The sequence below is a fragment of the Bradyrhizobium sp. Crot121 genome (assembly GCF_059512385.1).
The window spans coordinates 1-16,002 of record NZ_JCAMOR010000080.1 but is presented as its reverse complement, the minus strand read 5'-3'; the positions used below and the strand labels follow the sequence as shown (position 1 = coordinate 16,002).

The following is a 16,002-nucleotide window of genomic DNA, read 5'->3' as shown; positions in this document are numbered from 1 at the left end:
TCCTCCCACGATGCCAGAAGAATCCCGGCCCATGAACAAGATCGTCCAGATAGACCCTGACCAAGTCGAAGACGTCGGGCCGCTTTATGCGGCGCGCAAGAAGGTCTACCCGCAGAAGGTCTCTGGCACCTTCCGTCGGATCAAATGGGGCCTGATGGCGTTCTGCCTCGGCATCTATTATTTCCTGCCGTTTGTGCGCTGGAATCGCGGCCTCGCCGCGCCCGATCAGGCGGTGCTGATCGACCTGCCGAACAGCCGCTTCTATTTCTTTTTCATCGAGCTGTGGCCGCAAGAAGTCTATTACTTCACCGGCCTCTTGATTCTCGCCGCGATCACGCTGTTCCTGATGAACTCGGTCGGCGGCCGCATCTGGTGCGGCTATCTCTGCCCGCAGACGGTCTGGACCGACCTGTTCTACGCGGTCGAGCGCCTGGTCGAGGGTGACCGGCGCGAGCGGATGAAGAAGGATGCATCCGCGCATCGCTGGACGCTGGAACGCATCTCCGAGTTCGTGCTCAAGCATTCGATCTGGCTGATGATCGCCTGGTGGACCGGCGGCGCCTGGGTGCTCTATTTCACCGACGCGCCGACGCTCGTCAAAGAGCTCGTCACCTTCCAGGCGCCGGCGATCGCCTATATCTGGATCGCGATCCTGACCGCGACGACCTATCTGCTCGCCGGCTTCATGCGGGAGCAGGTCTGCGTCTATATGTGCCCGTGGCCGCGCATCCAGGCGGCGCTGACGGACGAATGGGCGCTCAACGTCACCTATCGCTACGACCGCGGCGAAAAGCGCATGTCGGTGAAGAAGGCGAACGACCTGCGCGCGCTCGGCCAGCACGCCGGCGACTGCGTCGACTGCTATCAGTGCGTCGCCGTCTGTCCGGTCGGCATCGATATCCGCAACGGGCCGCAGCTCGACTGCATCCAGTGCGGGTTGTGCATCGACGCCTGCGACAATGTGATGAAGAAGATCAACCGGCCGACGCGGCTGATCGGCTACGACAACGACATCAACATCCAGCGCCGGATCGAGGGCAAAGCGCCGATCTATCGCATCGTGCGGCCGCGCACCATCATCTACGCCGCGCTGATCGCACTCGTCGGCGGCATCATGCTCTATACGCTCGCGACGCGTTCGCTACTCGACATCAACGTGCTGCACGACCGCAATCCGGTCGCGGTGAAGCTCAGCGACGGCTCGATCCGCAACGCCTATACGGTCCGCTTCCTCAACAAGCGTGGTTTCGACCGTGTGGTGGCGATCGACATCGACGGCCCGCAGGATGCCAAGCTCCATGTCGTCGGCGGCGATTCGATCACGCCCGATCGTCCCATGATTGTGCTTGGGCGCGACGGCACAACCGAGCTGCGCGTGCTCGTCACCGCGCCGTCCGACCGGAATCCCGAGAAGTCGATCCCGGTGAAATTCCGCGTCACCGACATCGGTCTCGGCGAAGTCGCGTCCGCCACCGACAATTTCGTCGCGCCATAACGGGAAGAAGCAGTGCCGCCATGAATAGGGAATATGGATCGGAGAAACCGCTGACCGGCCGCAAGGCGCTCGTCATGCTGGTCGCATTCTTCGGCGTTGTGATCGGCGTCAACGTCACCATGATCAAGCTGGCGACCTTGACGCTGCCCGGCACCGACGTCGACAGCGCCTACGCGGCGAGCCTCGCCTATGAGAAAGAGATCGTCGCCGCGCGCGAGCAGGACGCCCGCAACTGGAAGGTCGACGCGCATCTGGCGCGCGATGCCGGTGGCGGCACAGCGCTCGAAGTCGAAGCGCGTGATGGCAATGGCAGGCCGCTCATCGGATTGCAGTTCACCTCCCGCCTGGAGCGCCCGACCGACCGGCGCGCCGACCAGGCGATCGAGCTGTCGGAAGCCGGCGGCGGTCGCTACCTCGGCAAGGGCAGCGCGATCGGCCCCGGACAATGGGAGCTGGTGCTCGAAAGCGAAGCCGATGGCCGGCGCGTGTTCCTCTCGAGGAACCGCGTGGTGCTGAACTAAGAGGGCGTGATGCAGGCGACACGGGACTTTTCGCACTACGTCAAGCATCTCGGCTCGGGATTGGCGCATATCGACCTCGCGGTCGAGGGCGTCAACTGCGCCGGCTGCATGTCAAAGATCGAGCGCGGGCTTTCGGCGATTCCCGATGTGACCTTGGCGCGCGTGAATCTCACTGACCGCCGCGTGGCGCTGGAGTGGAAGGAGGGCGCACTCGACCCCGGCAACTTCATCGATCGGCTCGCCGAGCTCGGCTACAAGGCCTATCCGTTCGAGACGGTGAGCGCTGAAGCCGCCGAGGTCGAGAACTCGCGCTTCCTGCTACGCTGCCTCGGAGTTGCGGCGTTCGCGACTATGAACGTGATGATGCTGTCGATCCCGGTGTGGTCCGGCAATGTCAGCGACATGCTGCCGGAGCAGCGCGATTTCTTCCACTGGATGTCGGCGCTGATCGCGCTGCCGGCGGCCGCCTATGCCGGCCAGCCCTTCTTCCGCTCGGCGTTCAACGCGCTGCGCGCGGGCAATGTCAACATGGACGTGCCGATCAGCATCGGCGTGATCCTGGCGCTCGGCATGTCCATCGTCGAGACTATCGGACATGCCGACCACGCCTATTTCGATGCGGCTATCATGCTGCTCACCTTCCTCCTGGTGGGACGCTATCTCGACCAGAACATGCGGCGGCGTACCCGCGCGGTCGCCGGCAATCTCGCCGCGCTCAAGGCCGAGACTGCGACGAAGTTCATCGGACCGGACGAGATTTCGGTGGTGCCGGCGGCGGCGATCCGGGCCGGCGATACCGTGCTGCTGCGGCCAGGCGAGCGCTGCGCGGTCGACGGCACCGTGATCGAGGGCCGGTCGGAGATCGACCAGAGCCTGATCACCGGCGAGACGCGGCATGCGGCGGTCGAGGCGGGCAGCGCGGTCTATGCCGGTTCGCTTAACATCTCGGGCGCGCTGCGCATCCGCGTGTCGGCGGCGGCGGAAGGCACGCTGCTGGCGGAGATCCAGCGATTGCTCGACCACGCCGTGCAGGTGCGCTCGCGCTATGTGCAGATCGCTGACCGCGCGTCGCGGCTCTATGCGCCGGCGGTGCATGCAACCGCGCTCTTGACCATGATCGGCTGGCTGATCGCCGGCGCGAGCTTGCACGATTCCGTCATCACCGCGATCGCGGTGCTCATCATCACCTGTCCCTGTGCGCTGGGACTGGCGATCCCAACGGTGCAGACGATTGCCGCGGGGGCGATGTTCCGCGCCGGCGTGCTGATCAATTCGGGCGATGCCATCGAGCGTGTCGCCGAGGTCGACTACGTCATCTTCGACAAGACGGGAACGCTGACCTTGCCGGAACTGGATGTGGTGAATTCCACTGCCGTGCCGGCCGATGTGTTCGAACTGGCGGGCCGGCTCGCGCTGGCAAGCCACCATCCGGTTGCCGCGGCGCTGGCGCGCACGGCCGGTGCGAAATCGCCGCTGCCCGGCGTCACGGAAGAGCCGGGGCAGGGGGTGCGCGGCAGCTTCGGCGGCGAAGAGGTCAGGCTCGGCCGTCCTTCCTTCTGCAACGCCGAGGATCTCGCAGACGAGATTCTGAGCCGCGATCCCGAGGCGTCCGCGGTCGCGTTTGCCCGCGGCAAGAAGCGCTACGTGTTCGCGGTCCGCCAGGGTCTGCGACCGGATGCATGCGAAACCGTCGCGGCGCTGCAGCGGCGCGGCATCGCGGTCGAGATATTGTCGGGAGATCGCGAACCCGCGGTGCGGGCTGCGGCCGAGACGCTTGGCATTCCCGAGTGGCGTGCCGGCGTGCTGCCATCGGACAAGATCGCGCGCATCGAGCAATTGAAGCGGCAGGGCGTCAAGGTGATGATGGTCGGTGACGGCTTGAACGACGCGCCGTCGCTTGCGGCCGCGCATGTCTCGATGTCGCCGATCTCGGCCGCGCATCTGAGCCAGGCGACCGCAGATCTCGTCTTCCTCGGCAAGCCCTTGGCGCCTGTGATCGCGGCGATCGATTATTCGCGCAAAGCGCTGCGGCTGATGCGGCAGAACCTCTATCTCGCCGTCGGCTACAACTTCCTCGCCGTGCCGATCGGGATCCTGGGCTTCGTGACGCCGCTGATCGCGGCCGCGGCGATGTCGGGCTCCTCGATCCTGGTGATGCTGAACGCGCTGCGCGGACGTCGGGTGCGGCAGGAGCAGGTGTGATGGAAGTGATCGCGTTCCTGGTGCCGTTGGCGCTGCTGCTTGGCCTGTTTGGATTGCTCGGATTCCTGTGGTCGCTGAAGAACGGCCAGTATGACGATCTCGAAGGCGCCGCCTGGCGGGCGATCTCCGACGATGACGAGACGCCAACCACCTCGGGGCCATCGGCCGCGCATCGTGGCGTTTGATCTGGCGCAATGACGGCCGCTTTGCATGGGCCGATAGTCAACCTGCTCAGAACTACGGGAGGGTAGCATGGCATCGGCAACACAGACGGAATCGATTGCGGCCAGGCTGATCGGCAAGCTCTCGGGCTTCCTCGAAAGGTTCCGTGACATCGGCGAAATCCGCGGCCTCAGCCCGGCCGAAGCCTGTTCCGTGGCGCACGATCTCCGCATCTCGCCGGCCCAGCTCGAGACGCTGGTTGCCCGGGGGCGTCATGGTGCCGACGAATTGCCGAAGATGCTGAAGGTGCTGGGGATCGACGAAGTTGCCATCAAGCGCCAAGAGCCGGGCGTGCTGCACGACATGAGGCGGGTGTGCGCGCTCTGCATCGAGAAATCCCGCTGCCAAAGCGAGCTCGAGGCCGGAACCGCCGCCCTGCATCATCGCGAATATTGCGCCAATACCTATACGATCGATTCGCTCGAGACGAAGCCCGACCAGACCGAACTCCAGCTCCGCGGGCCCTGCTGCTGCTGAGCGGGAACGCTTCGTCTCCCCGATCGAACCGGCGCCGGCACGCCAAACTGCACCGTATCCTTGGACGCGAGGCCCTGCTAACCAGGGGCATTGGCGGCGGCCGGCTGGTCGCTGCAACCGTCTGTGTGCGCGGGCGCAAGGCCTTGCGCGTTTTACGAGAAGGATACGAGCAATGATCGAAACCATTGGCATCATCGGGGCGGGCACTATGGGCAACGGCATCGCCCAGGTCAGCGCCGCCGCCGGGCTTCAGGTGGTGATGGTCGATATCTCGGACGCGGCCGTGCAGCGCGGGCTGGCGACGGTCGGCAGCAGCCTGGACCGCCTGGTCAAGAAGGAGAAGATGACCGAGGCCGACAAGAACGCCGCGCTCGGGCGCATCAATGCGACCACCGACAAGGCCAAGCTTGCCGCCTGCGACCTCGTGATCGAGGCGGCGACCGAGAACGAGGAATTGAAGCTCAAGATCCTGAAGGATCTCAGCGCGACGCTGAACCCGCGGGCGGTGATCGCCACCAACACGTCTTCGATCTCGATCACCAAGCTTGCCACCGCGACCGACCGGCCCGACCGTTTCATCGGCATGCACTTCTTCAATCCGGTGCCGGTGATGGCGCTGCTCGAACTGATCCGCGGCCTGCAGACCTCGGACGATACGCTGGCCAAAGCGGAAGCATTTGCAAAGCGCGTCGGCAAGGTCGCGATCACAGCCAAGAACAGCCCGGGCTTCGCGGTCAACCGCATCCTGTGTCCGATGATCAACGAGGCGATCTTCGCGCTGCAGGAAGGCATCGCCACCGCCGAGGAGATCGATGCCGGCATGAAGCTCGGCTGCAACCACCCGATCGGCCCGCTGGCGCTGGCCGACCTGATCGGGCTCGACACCATGCTGTCGGTGATGGACGTGTTCTACAAGGGCTTCAACGATCCGAAATATCGCGCCGCACCGCTGCTCAAGGAGATGGTCGACGCCGGCTATCTCGGCCGCAAGACTGGCAAGGGCTTTTACGACTACGGCAAGGCGTGAGCCAGGCGTTGTAGGGTGGGCAAAGGCGCTTGCGCGGTGTCCACCTTCTAGCACTCCGCTCGTGATGGTGGGCACGCTTCGCTTTGCCTACCCTACGACTTCGTTGCAATGTCGGAGGCTTAGGCGCGATGCCAGTTGATGTGCCCTCGCCCCTTGTGGGAGAGGGCGGCTCAGGTGCCTGCAACGAACTCGCTTCGGTGAGGGGTTCTCTCCGCCTGCGCTGTCGCCCGCGGAGAGAACCCCTCATACGTCGCGCATTTCATGCGCGCCACCTTCTCCCACAAGGGGAGAAGGGAAGCCGCGTAACTAAATCCATTCACTTCACCAGCGGGCAGCCGCCGTCCTTCAGCGGGCGGAATGCCTGGTCGCCGGGCACCTCGGCCAGCACTTTGTAATAGTCCCAGGGCGCTTTGGATTCCTCGGGCTTCTTTACCTCGAACAGGAACATGCTGTGCACCATGCGGCCGTCGGCGCGCAGCACGCCGTTGTCGGTGAAGGCGTCGCGCACCGGCATCTCGCGCATCTTGGCCATCACGGGCTTTGTTTCTTTGGTGCCCGCGGCCTGCACGGCTTTGAGGTAATGCAGAGTGGCGCTGTAGGTCGCGGCCTGATTCATCGTCGGCATCCGCTTCATGCGCTCGAAGAAGCGCTTGCCGAAGGCGCGGGTCCTGTCGTTGAGGTCCCAGTAATAGGCCTCGGTGACGATCAGGCCTTGCGCGAGCTTCAGCCCGAGGCTGTGCACATCAGAGATGAACATCACGATCGCTGCGAGATTCTGGCCGCCGGCGACGATGCCGAATTCGCCGGCCTGCTTGATCGTGTTGATAGTGTCGCCGCCGCCATTGGCGAGGCCGATGATCTTGGCCTTGGAGGCCTGTGCCTGCAGCAGGAAGGAGGAGAAATCCGGCGTGTTGAGCGGATGCTTGACGCTGCCGAGCACCTTGCCGCCGGCGGACTTCACGACATCGCCGGTGTCGCGCTCGATCGAGTGGCCGAACAGATAGTCCGCGGTGATGAAGAACCAGCTATCTCCGCCATTCTTGACGATGGCGCTGCCGACCGTGTGGGCGTTGGAATAGGTGTCGTAGGTCCAGTGCGCGACGTAGGGGCCGCAGGATTTGCCGGTGATATCGGAGCTCGCGGCGTCCGTGACGATCATGATCTTTTCGTGCTGCTTGGACAATTCCATCACCGCGAGCGCGGTGGCGGAGGTCGGCAAATCGATGATCATGTCGACGCCTTCGTTCTCCCACCATTTGCGCGCCATGGTAGCCGCGATGTCAGGCTTGTTCAGCACGTCGGCGGAGACGATCTCGATCGGTTTGCCGAACATGGTGCCGCCGAACTCATCGATCGCCATCTTGGTCGCTTCGACATTCCCGGCGCCGCCGATGTCGGAATAGACCGACGAGAAATCGGTGAGCACGCCGATCTTCAGCGGCGTCGCGGCTGGCTGCTGAGCGGACGCTGATGCGATCAATAGCGCCGACAACAGGCAAGCCGTCGACACCATCCTTGCGATGGGCTTCATGGGGTCTCCTCCGTGTTTTTATCAGTTTGTCGGACAAAGTAGATTTGGGTTCCGGGGAAGTCAATCGGCTGTCGATAAGGAGGCCCGCGCGGCCGAATTGACGCATCGTCGCGGCCGGACTACTTTGTCGGACAACCAACATTGAGGCCACCTTTGCCCGCTTCGCCGCTGTTTCGACGGATCGACGTCGCGCCCGCCTACCAGAAGGTGGCGGATGCGATCGAACGCGAGATCGTCAGCGGCCGGATCAAGCCGGGAGATCCGATCGGGACCGAGCTTGAGCTGGTGCGGCAATTTGGCGTCAACCGCTCGACGGTCCGCGAGGGCATCCGGGTGCTTGAGGAAGGCGGTCTGCTGCGGCGCGATTCCAGCCGCCGCCTGCAGGCCTGCCTGCCGCGCTACAACAAGCTCGCGACGCGCCTCAGCCGCGCATTGGTGCTCCACGAGGTCACCTTCCGCGAATTGTTCGAGGTGTCGATGACGCTCGAGATCGCGAGCACGGAATGCGCGGTCGAACGGGCTACCGAGGAGGACATCGCCGAACTCGCCGAAAACCTGGCGCGGAGCGAGCAGGTGATCGCCGATCCCGCGGCGCTTGCCGAATGCGACGCCGATTTCCACGTGCTGGTGGCAAAAGCCTCGCACAACCGCGTGCTGCAGCTCGCGCGCGAGCCAGCCGCGCAATTGTTCTTTCCGACCACCGAGATGATCGTGAGCCATGCCGCGCAAGGCGCCACGCGCCTGGTCGAGGCGCATCGCCATCTGCTCGAGGCGATCCGGCGGCGCGACAAGGCGGCAGGCGTGCAGTGGACCCGGCGTCACCTGCAGGACTGGCGCCGCGGCTTCGAGCGGATCGCTTCGCTCGACCGGTCAGTCGAACATATGTACATGGAGCATGCACAGGCGGTTCGGCGCAAATAGAACCGACAACGCATGTCCGAACCACAAACAAACAGCGGACGTTCAGGGAGGGAAAAATGACCGCGGACATCACCACGACGATCCAGAAGGCGCGCGAGCAAAGCATCGGCGACCTGCTGCGCCGCTCGGCCCGGCGCTATCCCGACAAGACGGCGCTGATCTGCGGCGACGTGAGATGGACCTATGCGGAGATGGATGCGATCTGCAATCGCCTGGGCCGTGGCCTCGGCGGGCTCGGGGTGACGAAGGGCGATCGCGTCGCGGTGCTGTCACGCAACTCGCACGCCTTTGCGGCGCTGCGCTTTGCGCTCGCCAAGATCGGCGCGATCCTGGTGCCGATCAATTTCATGCTGAACCCGGACGAGATCAATTTCATCCTCGCCAATTCCGGCGCGAGGCTGCTCGCCGTCGGCCCTGATCTCGTCGAGGCCGGCCGCGCTGCGACCTCCAAGGGCACGAAGATCGAGCAACTGATCTGGCTCCCGGGCGAGGATGCCACGGAGCCGCCGAAGGACGTCACGACCTTTGCGGACCTGCTTGCGGCCGGCGCCTCGCCGCTCGAGGCTTCCGTCGACAGCCGCGACATCGCGCAGATCATCTATACCAGTGGTACGGAGTCGCTGCCCAAGGGCGCCGTCCTCACCCATGAAGCGGTGATGTGGCAATATGTGAGCTGCATCATCGATGGCGGCATGGCGGCGGAGGACACCATCCTGCACGCGCTACCGCTCTATCACTGCGCGCAGCTCGACGTCTTCCTCGGGCCTGGCATCTATCTCGGCGCGACCAACGTGATCACCGGCAAGCCCGTGCCGGATCACATCCTCTCGCTGATCGCGGCCCACAGGATCAACGCCTTCTTTGCGCCGCCGACGATCTGGATTGCGATGCTGCGCTCGCCGGCCTTCGACAAGACCGATCTCTCGAGTCTGCAAAAGGGCTATTACGGCGCGTCCATCATGCCGGTGGAGGTGCTGCTCGAACTGCAGCGGCGTTTGCCCGGCGTGAAGTTCTGGAATTTCTACGGCCAGACCGAGATCGCGCCGCTCGCGACCGTGCTGAAGCCCGAGGCTCAGTTGCCCAAGGCGGGATCGGCGGGCAAGCCCGCGCTCAATGTCGAGACCCGCGTGGTGAATGCCGAGATGCGGGACGTCAAGGTGGGCGAGGTCGGCGAGATCGTCCACCGCTCGCCGCATCTGTTGTCCGGCTACTACAATGATCCGGCCAAGACGGAGGCGGCCTTTGCCGGGGGCTGGTTCCACAGCGGCGACCTGGCGACCGTCGATGCCGAGGGGCACGTCACCGTCGTCGACCGCGTCAAGGACATGATCAAGACCGGCGGCGAGAATGTCGCAAGCCGCGAGGTCGAGGAGATGGTCTATCGGCTGCCGGCGGTCTCCGAAGTCGCGGTGGTTGGCCTGCCGGACCCGCGCTGGATCGAGGCGGTGACCGCGATCGTTGTGGTCAAGAGCGGCGACACGCTGGATGAGGAGACCGTCATCAGACATTGCGCCAGCCAGATGGCGCATTTCAAGGTGCCGAAGCGCGTGATCTTCGTGGACAGCCTGCCGAAGAACCCGAGCGGCAAATTGCTGAAGCGGGAATTGCGCAAGCGCTTTCTTCGCAATGAAACACTCGATCGTGCGATTCAGAAAAATTTTGCGGGCTGAGCAGCCGATTCAAACGGGCGTGAACGGCTTACGCCGCCATAGCTGATCGGATTCCCTTGGCCGACGGTGTATGGTTGCGTCGCTGCCGCGATATGCTGCGGCTGCGAAGCAGCGTCATTGCGACACGCAGGGGCCGATGCTCAAGAAATCCCATGCCACCGAGCTGGCCGGGACGACCGGGACACGCATCGTTCCGCTCGACCGTGCGCGCACCTTCATCACCTTCCTGGTGGTGCTGTATCACGGCGTAATCAACTACACCTATTTCGGTATCGGCGGCGACCGGATGCGATGGATCGGCTTCGACCTGATCGCGCTGTTCAACGACAGTTTCTTCATGGCCTGCATGTTCTTCATCTCGGGCCTGTTCGTTCACGACAGCCTGGCGCGGAGGGGGCCGGCGAACTTCCTCGGTAGCCGTGCCTGGCGGCTGGGTATTCCGTATCTGGTATCGATCTTCGTGCTGATGCCGATCGCTTATTACCGCTACCATGTAACGGAGCTCAGTTTCCCGCAGTTCTATTGGCAGATGGTCACCGTCGGCCCGTGGTCATCGGGATCGGCCTGGTTCCTGTGGGTGCTGCTTGCGCTGGACGCGATCGCCGCGCTGCTTTGGGCCGCGGCGCCGGGCGTGATCCCGGCGCTCGGGCGATTGGTCGATGGCTTTCGTCAGCGGCCGATGGCGGCCTTCGCTGCGTTCCTTATCTTCTCGATCGTCGTCTATCTGCCGCTGCACCTGGAGTTCGGCGATTCCGCGTGGTTCGTGCCCGGCCACTATCCGCTGCCGATCCAGACCAGCCGCATCCTGCTGTACACCGGCTACTTCTTCACCGGCGTCGCGGTCGGTGCCACCAGCCTGAGAGGCGGGCTGCTGGCGCAAAGCGGCGAGGTGGCGAAGCGCGGGATGCTATGGCTCACGTGTGCGCTCGCATTCTATGGCGTCATCCTGCTCCTGGTCTATGTCCATCACAGCGTGCTGCCGGATTTCCGTTCGCCGCCGGTATGGTGGCAGATAGCCTATGGACTGGCCTTTGCGATGTTCAACGCGGCAATGACTTTCACGGTGCCCGCGCTGTTCCTGCACTTTGCGCAATCACGGTTTCGGTTCCTCGATGCGATGCAGCCTTCGGCCTACGGCATCTATCTCGTGCATTTCGTTCCGCTGATCTGGCTGCAGTATCTCGTCTACGATCCGCCGCTGCCGGTGTTTGCCAAATTCGCGATCGTCTTCCTCGGCACACTCTTCGTCAGTTGGGGCGCGACCATCCTGCTGCGAAGGATTCCGATCGTCGCGCGTATGATCTGACCCGTGGTCAGGAAGGCCGATCTGAGCCGGACGGCACTATGCGGCCTTTATAAGAGGACAAAGCAGTCCCCATGGAATTTACACGCCTTGCCATTCACCTTCCGGGCAAGCGTTCGGTCTAGCCGTGGCGACAGGGACAGAAGATGATTGTCCACTCTGATGGTCAGGACCAGCAAATTCACCCGCGCGGCGTTCACGCTGCTTGGAGGCCAAGATGACGGTCTATCATGCATACATCGTTGGACTGCACGGCCGGTCGATTGGAGTGGTTCGGATCGATTGTGTCGATGATGATTCAGCCATCAAATCCGCCGAGCGTCTTGTCGACAGCCACGATGTGGAGCTCTGGCAGATGGATCGGCCCGTAGCCAGGTTCGACGCCCCGTCAAAGCAGGTATTCAGGAAATAATTCTTGCGCCGAGCTTACCGCGCGGCGATCCATCCCGTACGCCGAACACGTCAAGGCACGTGAACCATGGGCCCGTAGTAGCCGCCCCATTGTCCCCACATATCGCGGCCCTCGTAACCGCAGAGTTCACGATGCAAATTGCCAGCAAGGTTGCCGTAGCAGGCGCGCCATTCATCATGACCCGCGCCGAACGTGGCATTTGCGTCGGCGTTCTCCGTGAGGTGCCGCGAGCTCATATGATTTTCGCGAGCCAGAGCGGGAGTTGCGAACATGGTTGCGGCGATCAGTGCCGCCGAGAGAAGTCCAGACTTGCTCACTCAATTTCTCCATCGGATACGAAAAGCCAAGAGCGTTGGATTCTCTGTGGAGATGGAGAAGCGATCGACCGATTAAAGGAATACTCTGTCACATCGTTTCAATCACGCGCGAGGTCGGCGCGGTCGTACGATCACGAATTCCGGCGCGTGCCGATGAGGTTGAGTTTGCCTCAAGCGTCCGCTCATTATTTGAGTATGAGCCCGCGATGGGGGCGCCTAAGCAGCCAACCCGAACTCCGAGAGTTTCACGCGATTGCGGCCGGAGGTCTTCGCTTCATAGAGGGCTTCATCGGCGCGGATCAGTAGCGACTGGATCGTCTCCGATCCGGTGGCGTAGGCAATTCCACCGCTTACGGTCGTCTGGATGGGGCCCAAAGGAGTAGGGACGGACATCGCCTCGATCTGCGCTCTGATGCGCTCGGCAACGGCTGCCGAGGCCCTTGGACTCGAGTTCAGCATCACGATGCAGAATTCTTCGCCGCCTATTCGCGCGGCCAGGTCGTCTGAACGGATATTTGCGGTGATGATTTCGGCAAAGGCCTTCAACGTCCGGTCGCCGGAATCGTGTCCGAACCGATCGTTGATGGTCTTGAAGTGGTCCAGATCCATGGCGACGACGGCGGTGCCAACCGGGACCTGGGCGGGCGGACCGTCAAACAGCGCGCGGCGATTTAAGAGTCCGGTCAAGGCGTCGGTCATGGCTTCCGACTTATGCCGGTTCGCGATCCGCGCCTGATTGAGGGTGAGCGATAATGTGCCGATGCCGGTCAAGCCCGCGATCACGACGATGGAATTGATGTCTTCGGCCCAATTGGATGGACGAGCGGTCAGGACGAACTGGCCTTGCTCGGCGAGGGCATAGCCACACGCGACGAACGATGCTGAGGCGATCAGATAGAGCGTCGCATTGGCGGACATCAGGAGCGGGGATTCGGCGCGCGCTGTCCAGTACTGGAAAGCGGTCATAAGCAGCAGCATGCCGATCACGACATTTGCAGCGATCGTCCCGGTGCCGGAATAGCCAAACGCGAATGTGGCCGATGTGGACAGAATGCCAAGGCCGACCACGGCGAATACGGTGAACCAATTGAACCGACTTGAGCAGAATTTGGCCGAGCCCGCGTAGAGCAGTCCGAAGCCGCACATCAGCAGCACGAAGGACACGAGCAGCAGATTGGCGTCGTACCTTTGAATGACAGTGCCAAAGAACGCCACTCCGGCGACGATAAAGACAAGGCCGATCGACCAGCTTAGCAGGTGGGTCTCGGATTTTCCGACGACCCACATCATGCAGAGCGTCAGTCCAAGGGAGGCGCCCGAGAAGCCGATGGCGACGAGGATCGAAAACTGGTCGAGAAGCATGACGCCGGGCCGTGATGGGATCGGCGCCTTATACGTCACCGATCGTTACCCAAATGGTGGAGGCGCAGCTCGTTTGCAGTGCACGGTAATCAAATGGTTATCGCTATCGGTTGAAAACCATCAAATTGGCGCAGCGGATTTCTTGAGCGAAAAGAGGGGGATACTGGATACTCCGAAATCTCGAATCGAGATCAGCGTGGAAGCGGACTGCGATCGAGTTCAACCTCGCCCCGCGAGCGGGGCGAGGTTGCGAAAATGTCAGGAGCCCTCGAACTTGAAGGATACGTTGAGCTTGGCGCGGTAGGCCTCGACTTGCCCCTTGGCGTCCAATTGCAGATCGAGTTTGACAACCTCTGCGACGCGAAGATCTCGGAGCGATTTTGCCGCTTGGCTGACCGCGTTGGCCGCGGCCTTTTCCCAGGATTCGTTGCTGGTGCCGATCAGTTCGATGACCTTGTAGACGCTCTCAGGCATGTCGTCCTCCTGTCCGGAATGAAGCAGGAAGCAGGTGCTCCCTGCCGCGGTCGAAACTAGCATCACGATATCGGCGTTGAAAGGACGTGCCCGGATCGCCGGCGGCAGGACAAATCGTTCGGAAACTTGAGGATCAGCCTCAAGTTGTGCTTTGATCTTGCGGCCACAACTGGGGTTTTATCATGATTTATTTGCGTTTCCCGGCGTTACGGCTGTTTGCTTTTGTTCCTTTCGGCTTCCGTCATGGTTTTGCAACTTGGATCATCGCCTGTGTGGCGGCGCTCACCGCAGGAGCGGCATCGGCACAGCAACCGCTCCCGCCCGGCGTGCCCGAGAAGATGCCCGCCGACATTCCCTATGGGACGCCGATCTCGCTCGATCTTGCCCGACAAGCGGTGGAAGCCGCGTTTGCGGAAGCATCCAAGCGGGGGTGGAAGATGGCCATCGCGGTCGTATCGCCCTCGGGCGACCTGACCTATTTCGTGAAAATGGACGACACCATGCTGGCATCGCCAACCATCGCCCAGAACAAGGCGCGCACCGCCGCGCGCTTTCGGCGCGACACCAAGGGCATGTTCGATCTGACGGAGACGGGCCATCCCTACGTGATGACGCTCGATCCAACGCTGGTCGCTTCGCCAGGTGGCATGCCAATCATCAGCGAAGGCAAGGTCATCGGCGCCATTGGATGCAGCGGAGGAGCAGGCGTGCAGGACGCCGTCGTCTGCCAGGCGGGCATCGAGGCTCTCAATCGCAAATGACGCCTGAAGCGAGATAAAGCGAGATCGCCGAGGCGATCCGTAAGACAGCGGCGGCTTTCGCATCGTTGTATGTTGCGCTATACATCGAGGGCGAACAGCCGGGCCGGAAGAGCTACGGAGTTCCGGTCCTGCAGGACGCGCAGTGAACGATCATCGATCGATGATCGTTCGTTCGAGGCATTGCCTCGTCCACCCCACGTCCATCAGGAACCAAAACATGAAACAGAATGACAGCGTTGCCCTGTGCTCGCTGCGACAGGGAGACTTGCTCAAGAACCGTAATGCATGGGCGCTCGGCGCGGCCGGGTTGATATTGCTCATGCTCGGCACGGCGCGTGCGGAGACGCCGATCGGTGTCCCCGACAAGAGCCATCCGGAGAGCGTAACCGCCACCAGCGACGGCACGCTCTATATCGGAAGCTTCAACCTGGGCGGCGTCATAAAGGCGGCACCGGGCGGAAAAACCGAGCAGTTCATCTCGCCCGGCGCCGATGGCAGCCGTTCGGTGCTCGGCGTACTCGCCGATGAAAAGAGCCGTACCTTCTACGTCTGTTCCAACGACCTGAGCGGTTCGGGCGTTGCCGGTCCCAGCGAGACCAAGGGCGCCTGGCTGAAAACCTTCGATCTCGCCACCGGCGCCCCGAAGGCGAGCTTTCAGCTCAAGGATCCGAAATCGCTTTGCAACGACATCGCGATCGGCGGTGACGGAACCGCTTACGTCACCGACTCCTTCGCGCCGTATATCTACAGCCTGAAGCCGGGCGGCACGGCGCTCGACGTGTGGGCGACCGATCCGCTGCTGGCGCCGGCCAAGGACGGGGTCGGGCTCGACGGCATCGCGGTCGGATCGGACGGCCATCTCTACGTCACGACCTTTATTCCCGCCAAACTGTTCAGGATCGCGGTCAAGGACGGCAAGGCGGGGGAGATCACCGAGTTGAAGCCGTCCCGTCCGCTGGATCACACGGACGCCATGCGCGCGTTCGGCGGCGACTTCCTGCTGGTCGAAGGCGCGGGCCGGCTCGACAAGGTCACGGTGACGGGCGATGAGGCCAAGGTCGATGTCATCAAGGACGGTCTTGCCGAGCCCGTTTCGGTGACCCAGGTCGGCAACACCGGATGGATCGCCGAGGGCAAGCTGTCCTACCTCATCGGTCCCAACAAGGGGAAAGATCCCGGTCCATTCGCGATCACGCCCGTTCCGTTAAAGTAACAGTTGAGCGACTTGCTCTAGGTCGCGTGGACAGTTATGTTAGCCAGAGCAGAGTTGCGGCGATAGCGACGACAGCGAAGTAATTTCGTGCGGT

At 62.8% G+C, this 16,002-nt stretch carries 16 protein-coding genes; 12 read left to right on the top strand and 4 right to left on the bottom strand.

The features are described from left to right. Positions 1–31: 31 nt before the first annotated feature. From ccoG to AC5ZGW_RS38225, 6 genes are all read left to right on the top strand, one after another. Positions 32–1,495 (top strand): cytochrome c oxidase accessory protein CcoG, encoded by a 1,464-nt coding sequence (gene ccoG / locus AC5ZGW_RS38250; RefSeq protein ID WP_130228530.1) that lies wholly within the window; start codon positions 32–34, stop codon positions 1,493–1,495. Between the two features lie 20 nt (positions 1,496–1,515). Beyond that, positions 1,516–2,016, top strand: a complete 501-nt coding sequence (locus AC5ZGW_RS38245) for a FixH family protein (protein ID WP_130228529.1) — start codon at positions 1,516–1,518, stop codon at positions 2,014–2,016. Between the two features lie 9 nt (positions 2,017–2,025). Beyond that, positions 2,026–4,218, top strand: coding sequence for a cation-translocating P-type ATPase (locus AC5ZGW_RS38240; RefSeq protein ID WP_130228528.1), 2,193 nt, complete (start codon positions 2,026–2,028; stop codon positions 4,216–4,218). Beyond that, the gene (ccoS, locus tag AC5ZGW_RS38235; RefSeq protein WP_028168627.1) at positions 4,218–4,403 is read left to right on the top strand and encodes a cbb3-type cytochrome oxidase assembly protein CcoS; all 186 of its coding nucleotides are present in this window, start codon (positions 4,218–4,220) and stop codon (positions 4,401–4,403) included. The genes AC5ZGW_RS38240 and ccoS overlap by 1 nt, the downstream gene beginning before the upstream one ends. Positions 4,404–4,470: 67 nt before the next feature. After that, entirely contained in the window at positions 4,471–4,917 is a 447-nt protein-coding gene (locus tag AC5ZGW_RS38230) for a hypothetical protein (protein ID WP_130228527.1), read from the top strand. Positions 4,918–5,089: 172 nt separating this feature from the next. Beyond that, positions 5,090–5,944 (top strand): 3-hydroxybutyryl-CoA dehydrogenase, encoded by an 855-nt coding sequence (locus tag AC5ZGW_RS38225; RefSeq protein ID WP_130228526.1) that lies wholly within the window; start codon positions 5,090–5,092, stop codon positions 5,942–5,944. A 316-nt stretch (positions 5,945–6,260) separates the two neighbouring features. On the opposite strand, the gene AC5ZGW_RS38220 is transcribed toward AC5ZGW_RS38225, so the two are convergent. Further along, complete coding sequence (locus AC5ZGW_RS38220) at positions 6,261–7,475, bottom strand: ABC transporter substrate-binding protein (protein ID WP_028168625.1); 1,215 nt, start codon at positions 7,473–7,475, stop codon at positions 6,261–6,263. A 153-nt stretch (positions 7,476–7,628) separates the two neighbouring features. Here AC5ZGW_RS38220 and AC5ZGW_RS38215 point away from each other — a divergent pair, with 153 nt between their 5' ends. The 4 genes from AC5ZGW_RS38215 (at position 7,629) to AC5ZGW_RS38200 (ending at position 11,781) form a co-directional block, all read left to right on the top strand. Further along, entirely contained in the window at positions 7,629–8,396 is a 768-nt protein-coding gene (locus AC5ZGW_RS38215) for a FadR/GntR family transcriptional regulator (protein WP_130228525.1), read from the top strand. A gap of 56 nt (positions 8,397–8,452) precedes the next feature. Then, the gene (locus AC5ZGW_RS38210; RefSeq protein ID WP_130228524.1) at positions 8,453–10,066 is read left to right on the top strand and encodes an acyl-CoA synthetase; all 1,614 of its coding nucleotides are present in this window, start codon (positions 8,453–8,455) and stop codon (positions 10,064–10,066) included. A gap of 136 nt (positions 10,067–10,202) precedes the next feature. Further along, positions 10,203–11,372 carry an acyltransferase family protein gene (locus tag AC5ZGW_RS38205; RefSeq protein ID WP_130228523.1) on the top strand — a complete coding sequence of 390 codons (1,170 nt, stop codon included), beginning with the start codon at positions 10,203–10,205 and terminating at the stop codon, positions 11,370–11,372. 214 nt (positions 11,373–11,586) lie between these two features. Continuing rightward, positions 11,587–11,781 carry a hypothetical protein gene (locus AC5ZGW_RS38200; RefSeq protein WP_027577817.1) on the top strand — a complete coding sequence of 65 codons (195 nt, stop codon included), beginning with the start codon at positions 11,587–11,589 and terminating at the stop codon, positions 11,779–11,781. A gap of 50 nt (positions 11,782–11,831) precedes the next feature. Here the strand turns inward: AC5ZGW_RS38200 and AC5ZGW_RS38195 are convergent, their stop codons facing one another. The 3 genes from AC5ZGW_RS38195 to AC5ZGW_RS38185 form a co-directional block, all read right to left on the bottom strand. Then, a complete protein-coding gene (locus tag AC5ZGW_RS38195) occupies positions 11,832–12,098 on the bottom strand; it encodes a hypothetical protein (RefSeq protein ID WP_130228522.1) in 267 nt (88 codons plus the stop codon). A 216-nt stretch (positions 12,099–12,314) separates the two neighbouring features. After that, entirely contained in the window at positions 12,315–13,499 is a 1,185-nt protein-coding gene (locus AC5ZGW_RS38190; RefSeq protein WP_245474931.1) for a GGDEF domain-containing protein, read from the bottom strand. 219 nt (positions 13,500–13,718) lie between these two features. Next, a complete protein-coding gene (locus AC5ZGW_RS38185; RefSeq protein ID WP_028168620.1) occupies positions 13,719–13,934 on the bottom strand; it encodes a dodecin family protein in 216 nt (71 codons plus the stop codon). Positions 13,935–14,116: 182 nt separating this feature from the next. On the opposite strand from AC5ZGW_RS38185, the gene AC5ZGW_RS38180 reads away from it, so the two are divergent. Next, positions 14,117–14,695: a GlcG/HbpS family heme-binding protein gene (locus AC5ZGW_RS38180; protein WP_130228521.1), complete on the top strand. Its 579-nt coding sequence runs from the start codon at positions 14,117–14,119 to the stop codon at positions 14,693–14,695. Between the two features lie 217 nt (positions 14,696–14,912). Further along, a complete protein-coding gene (locus AC5ZGW_RS38175; protein WP_130228520.1) occupies positions 14,913–15,908 on the top strand; it encodes an SMP-30/gluconolactonase/LRE family protein in 996 nt (331 codons plus the stop codon). Positions 15,909–16,002: the final 94 nt, after the last annotated feature.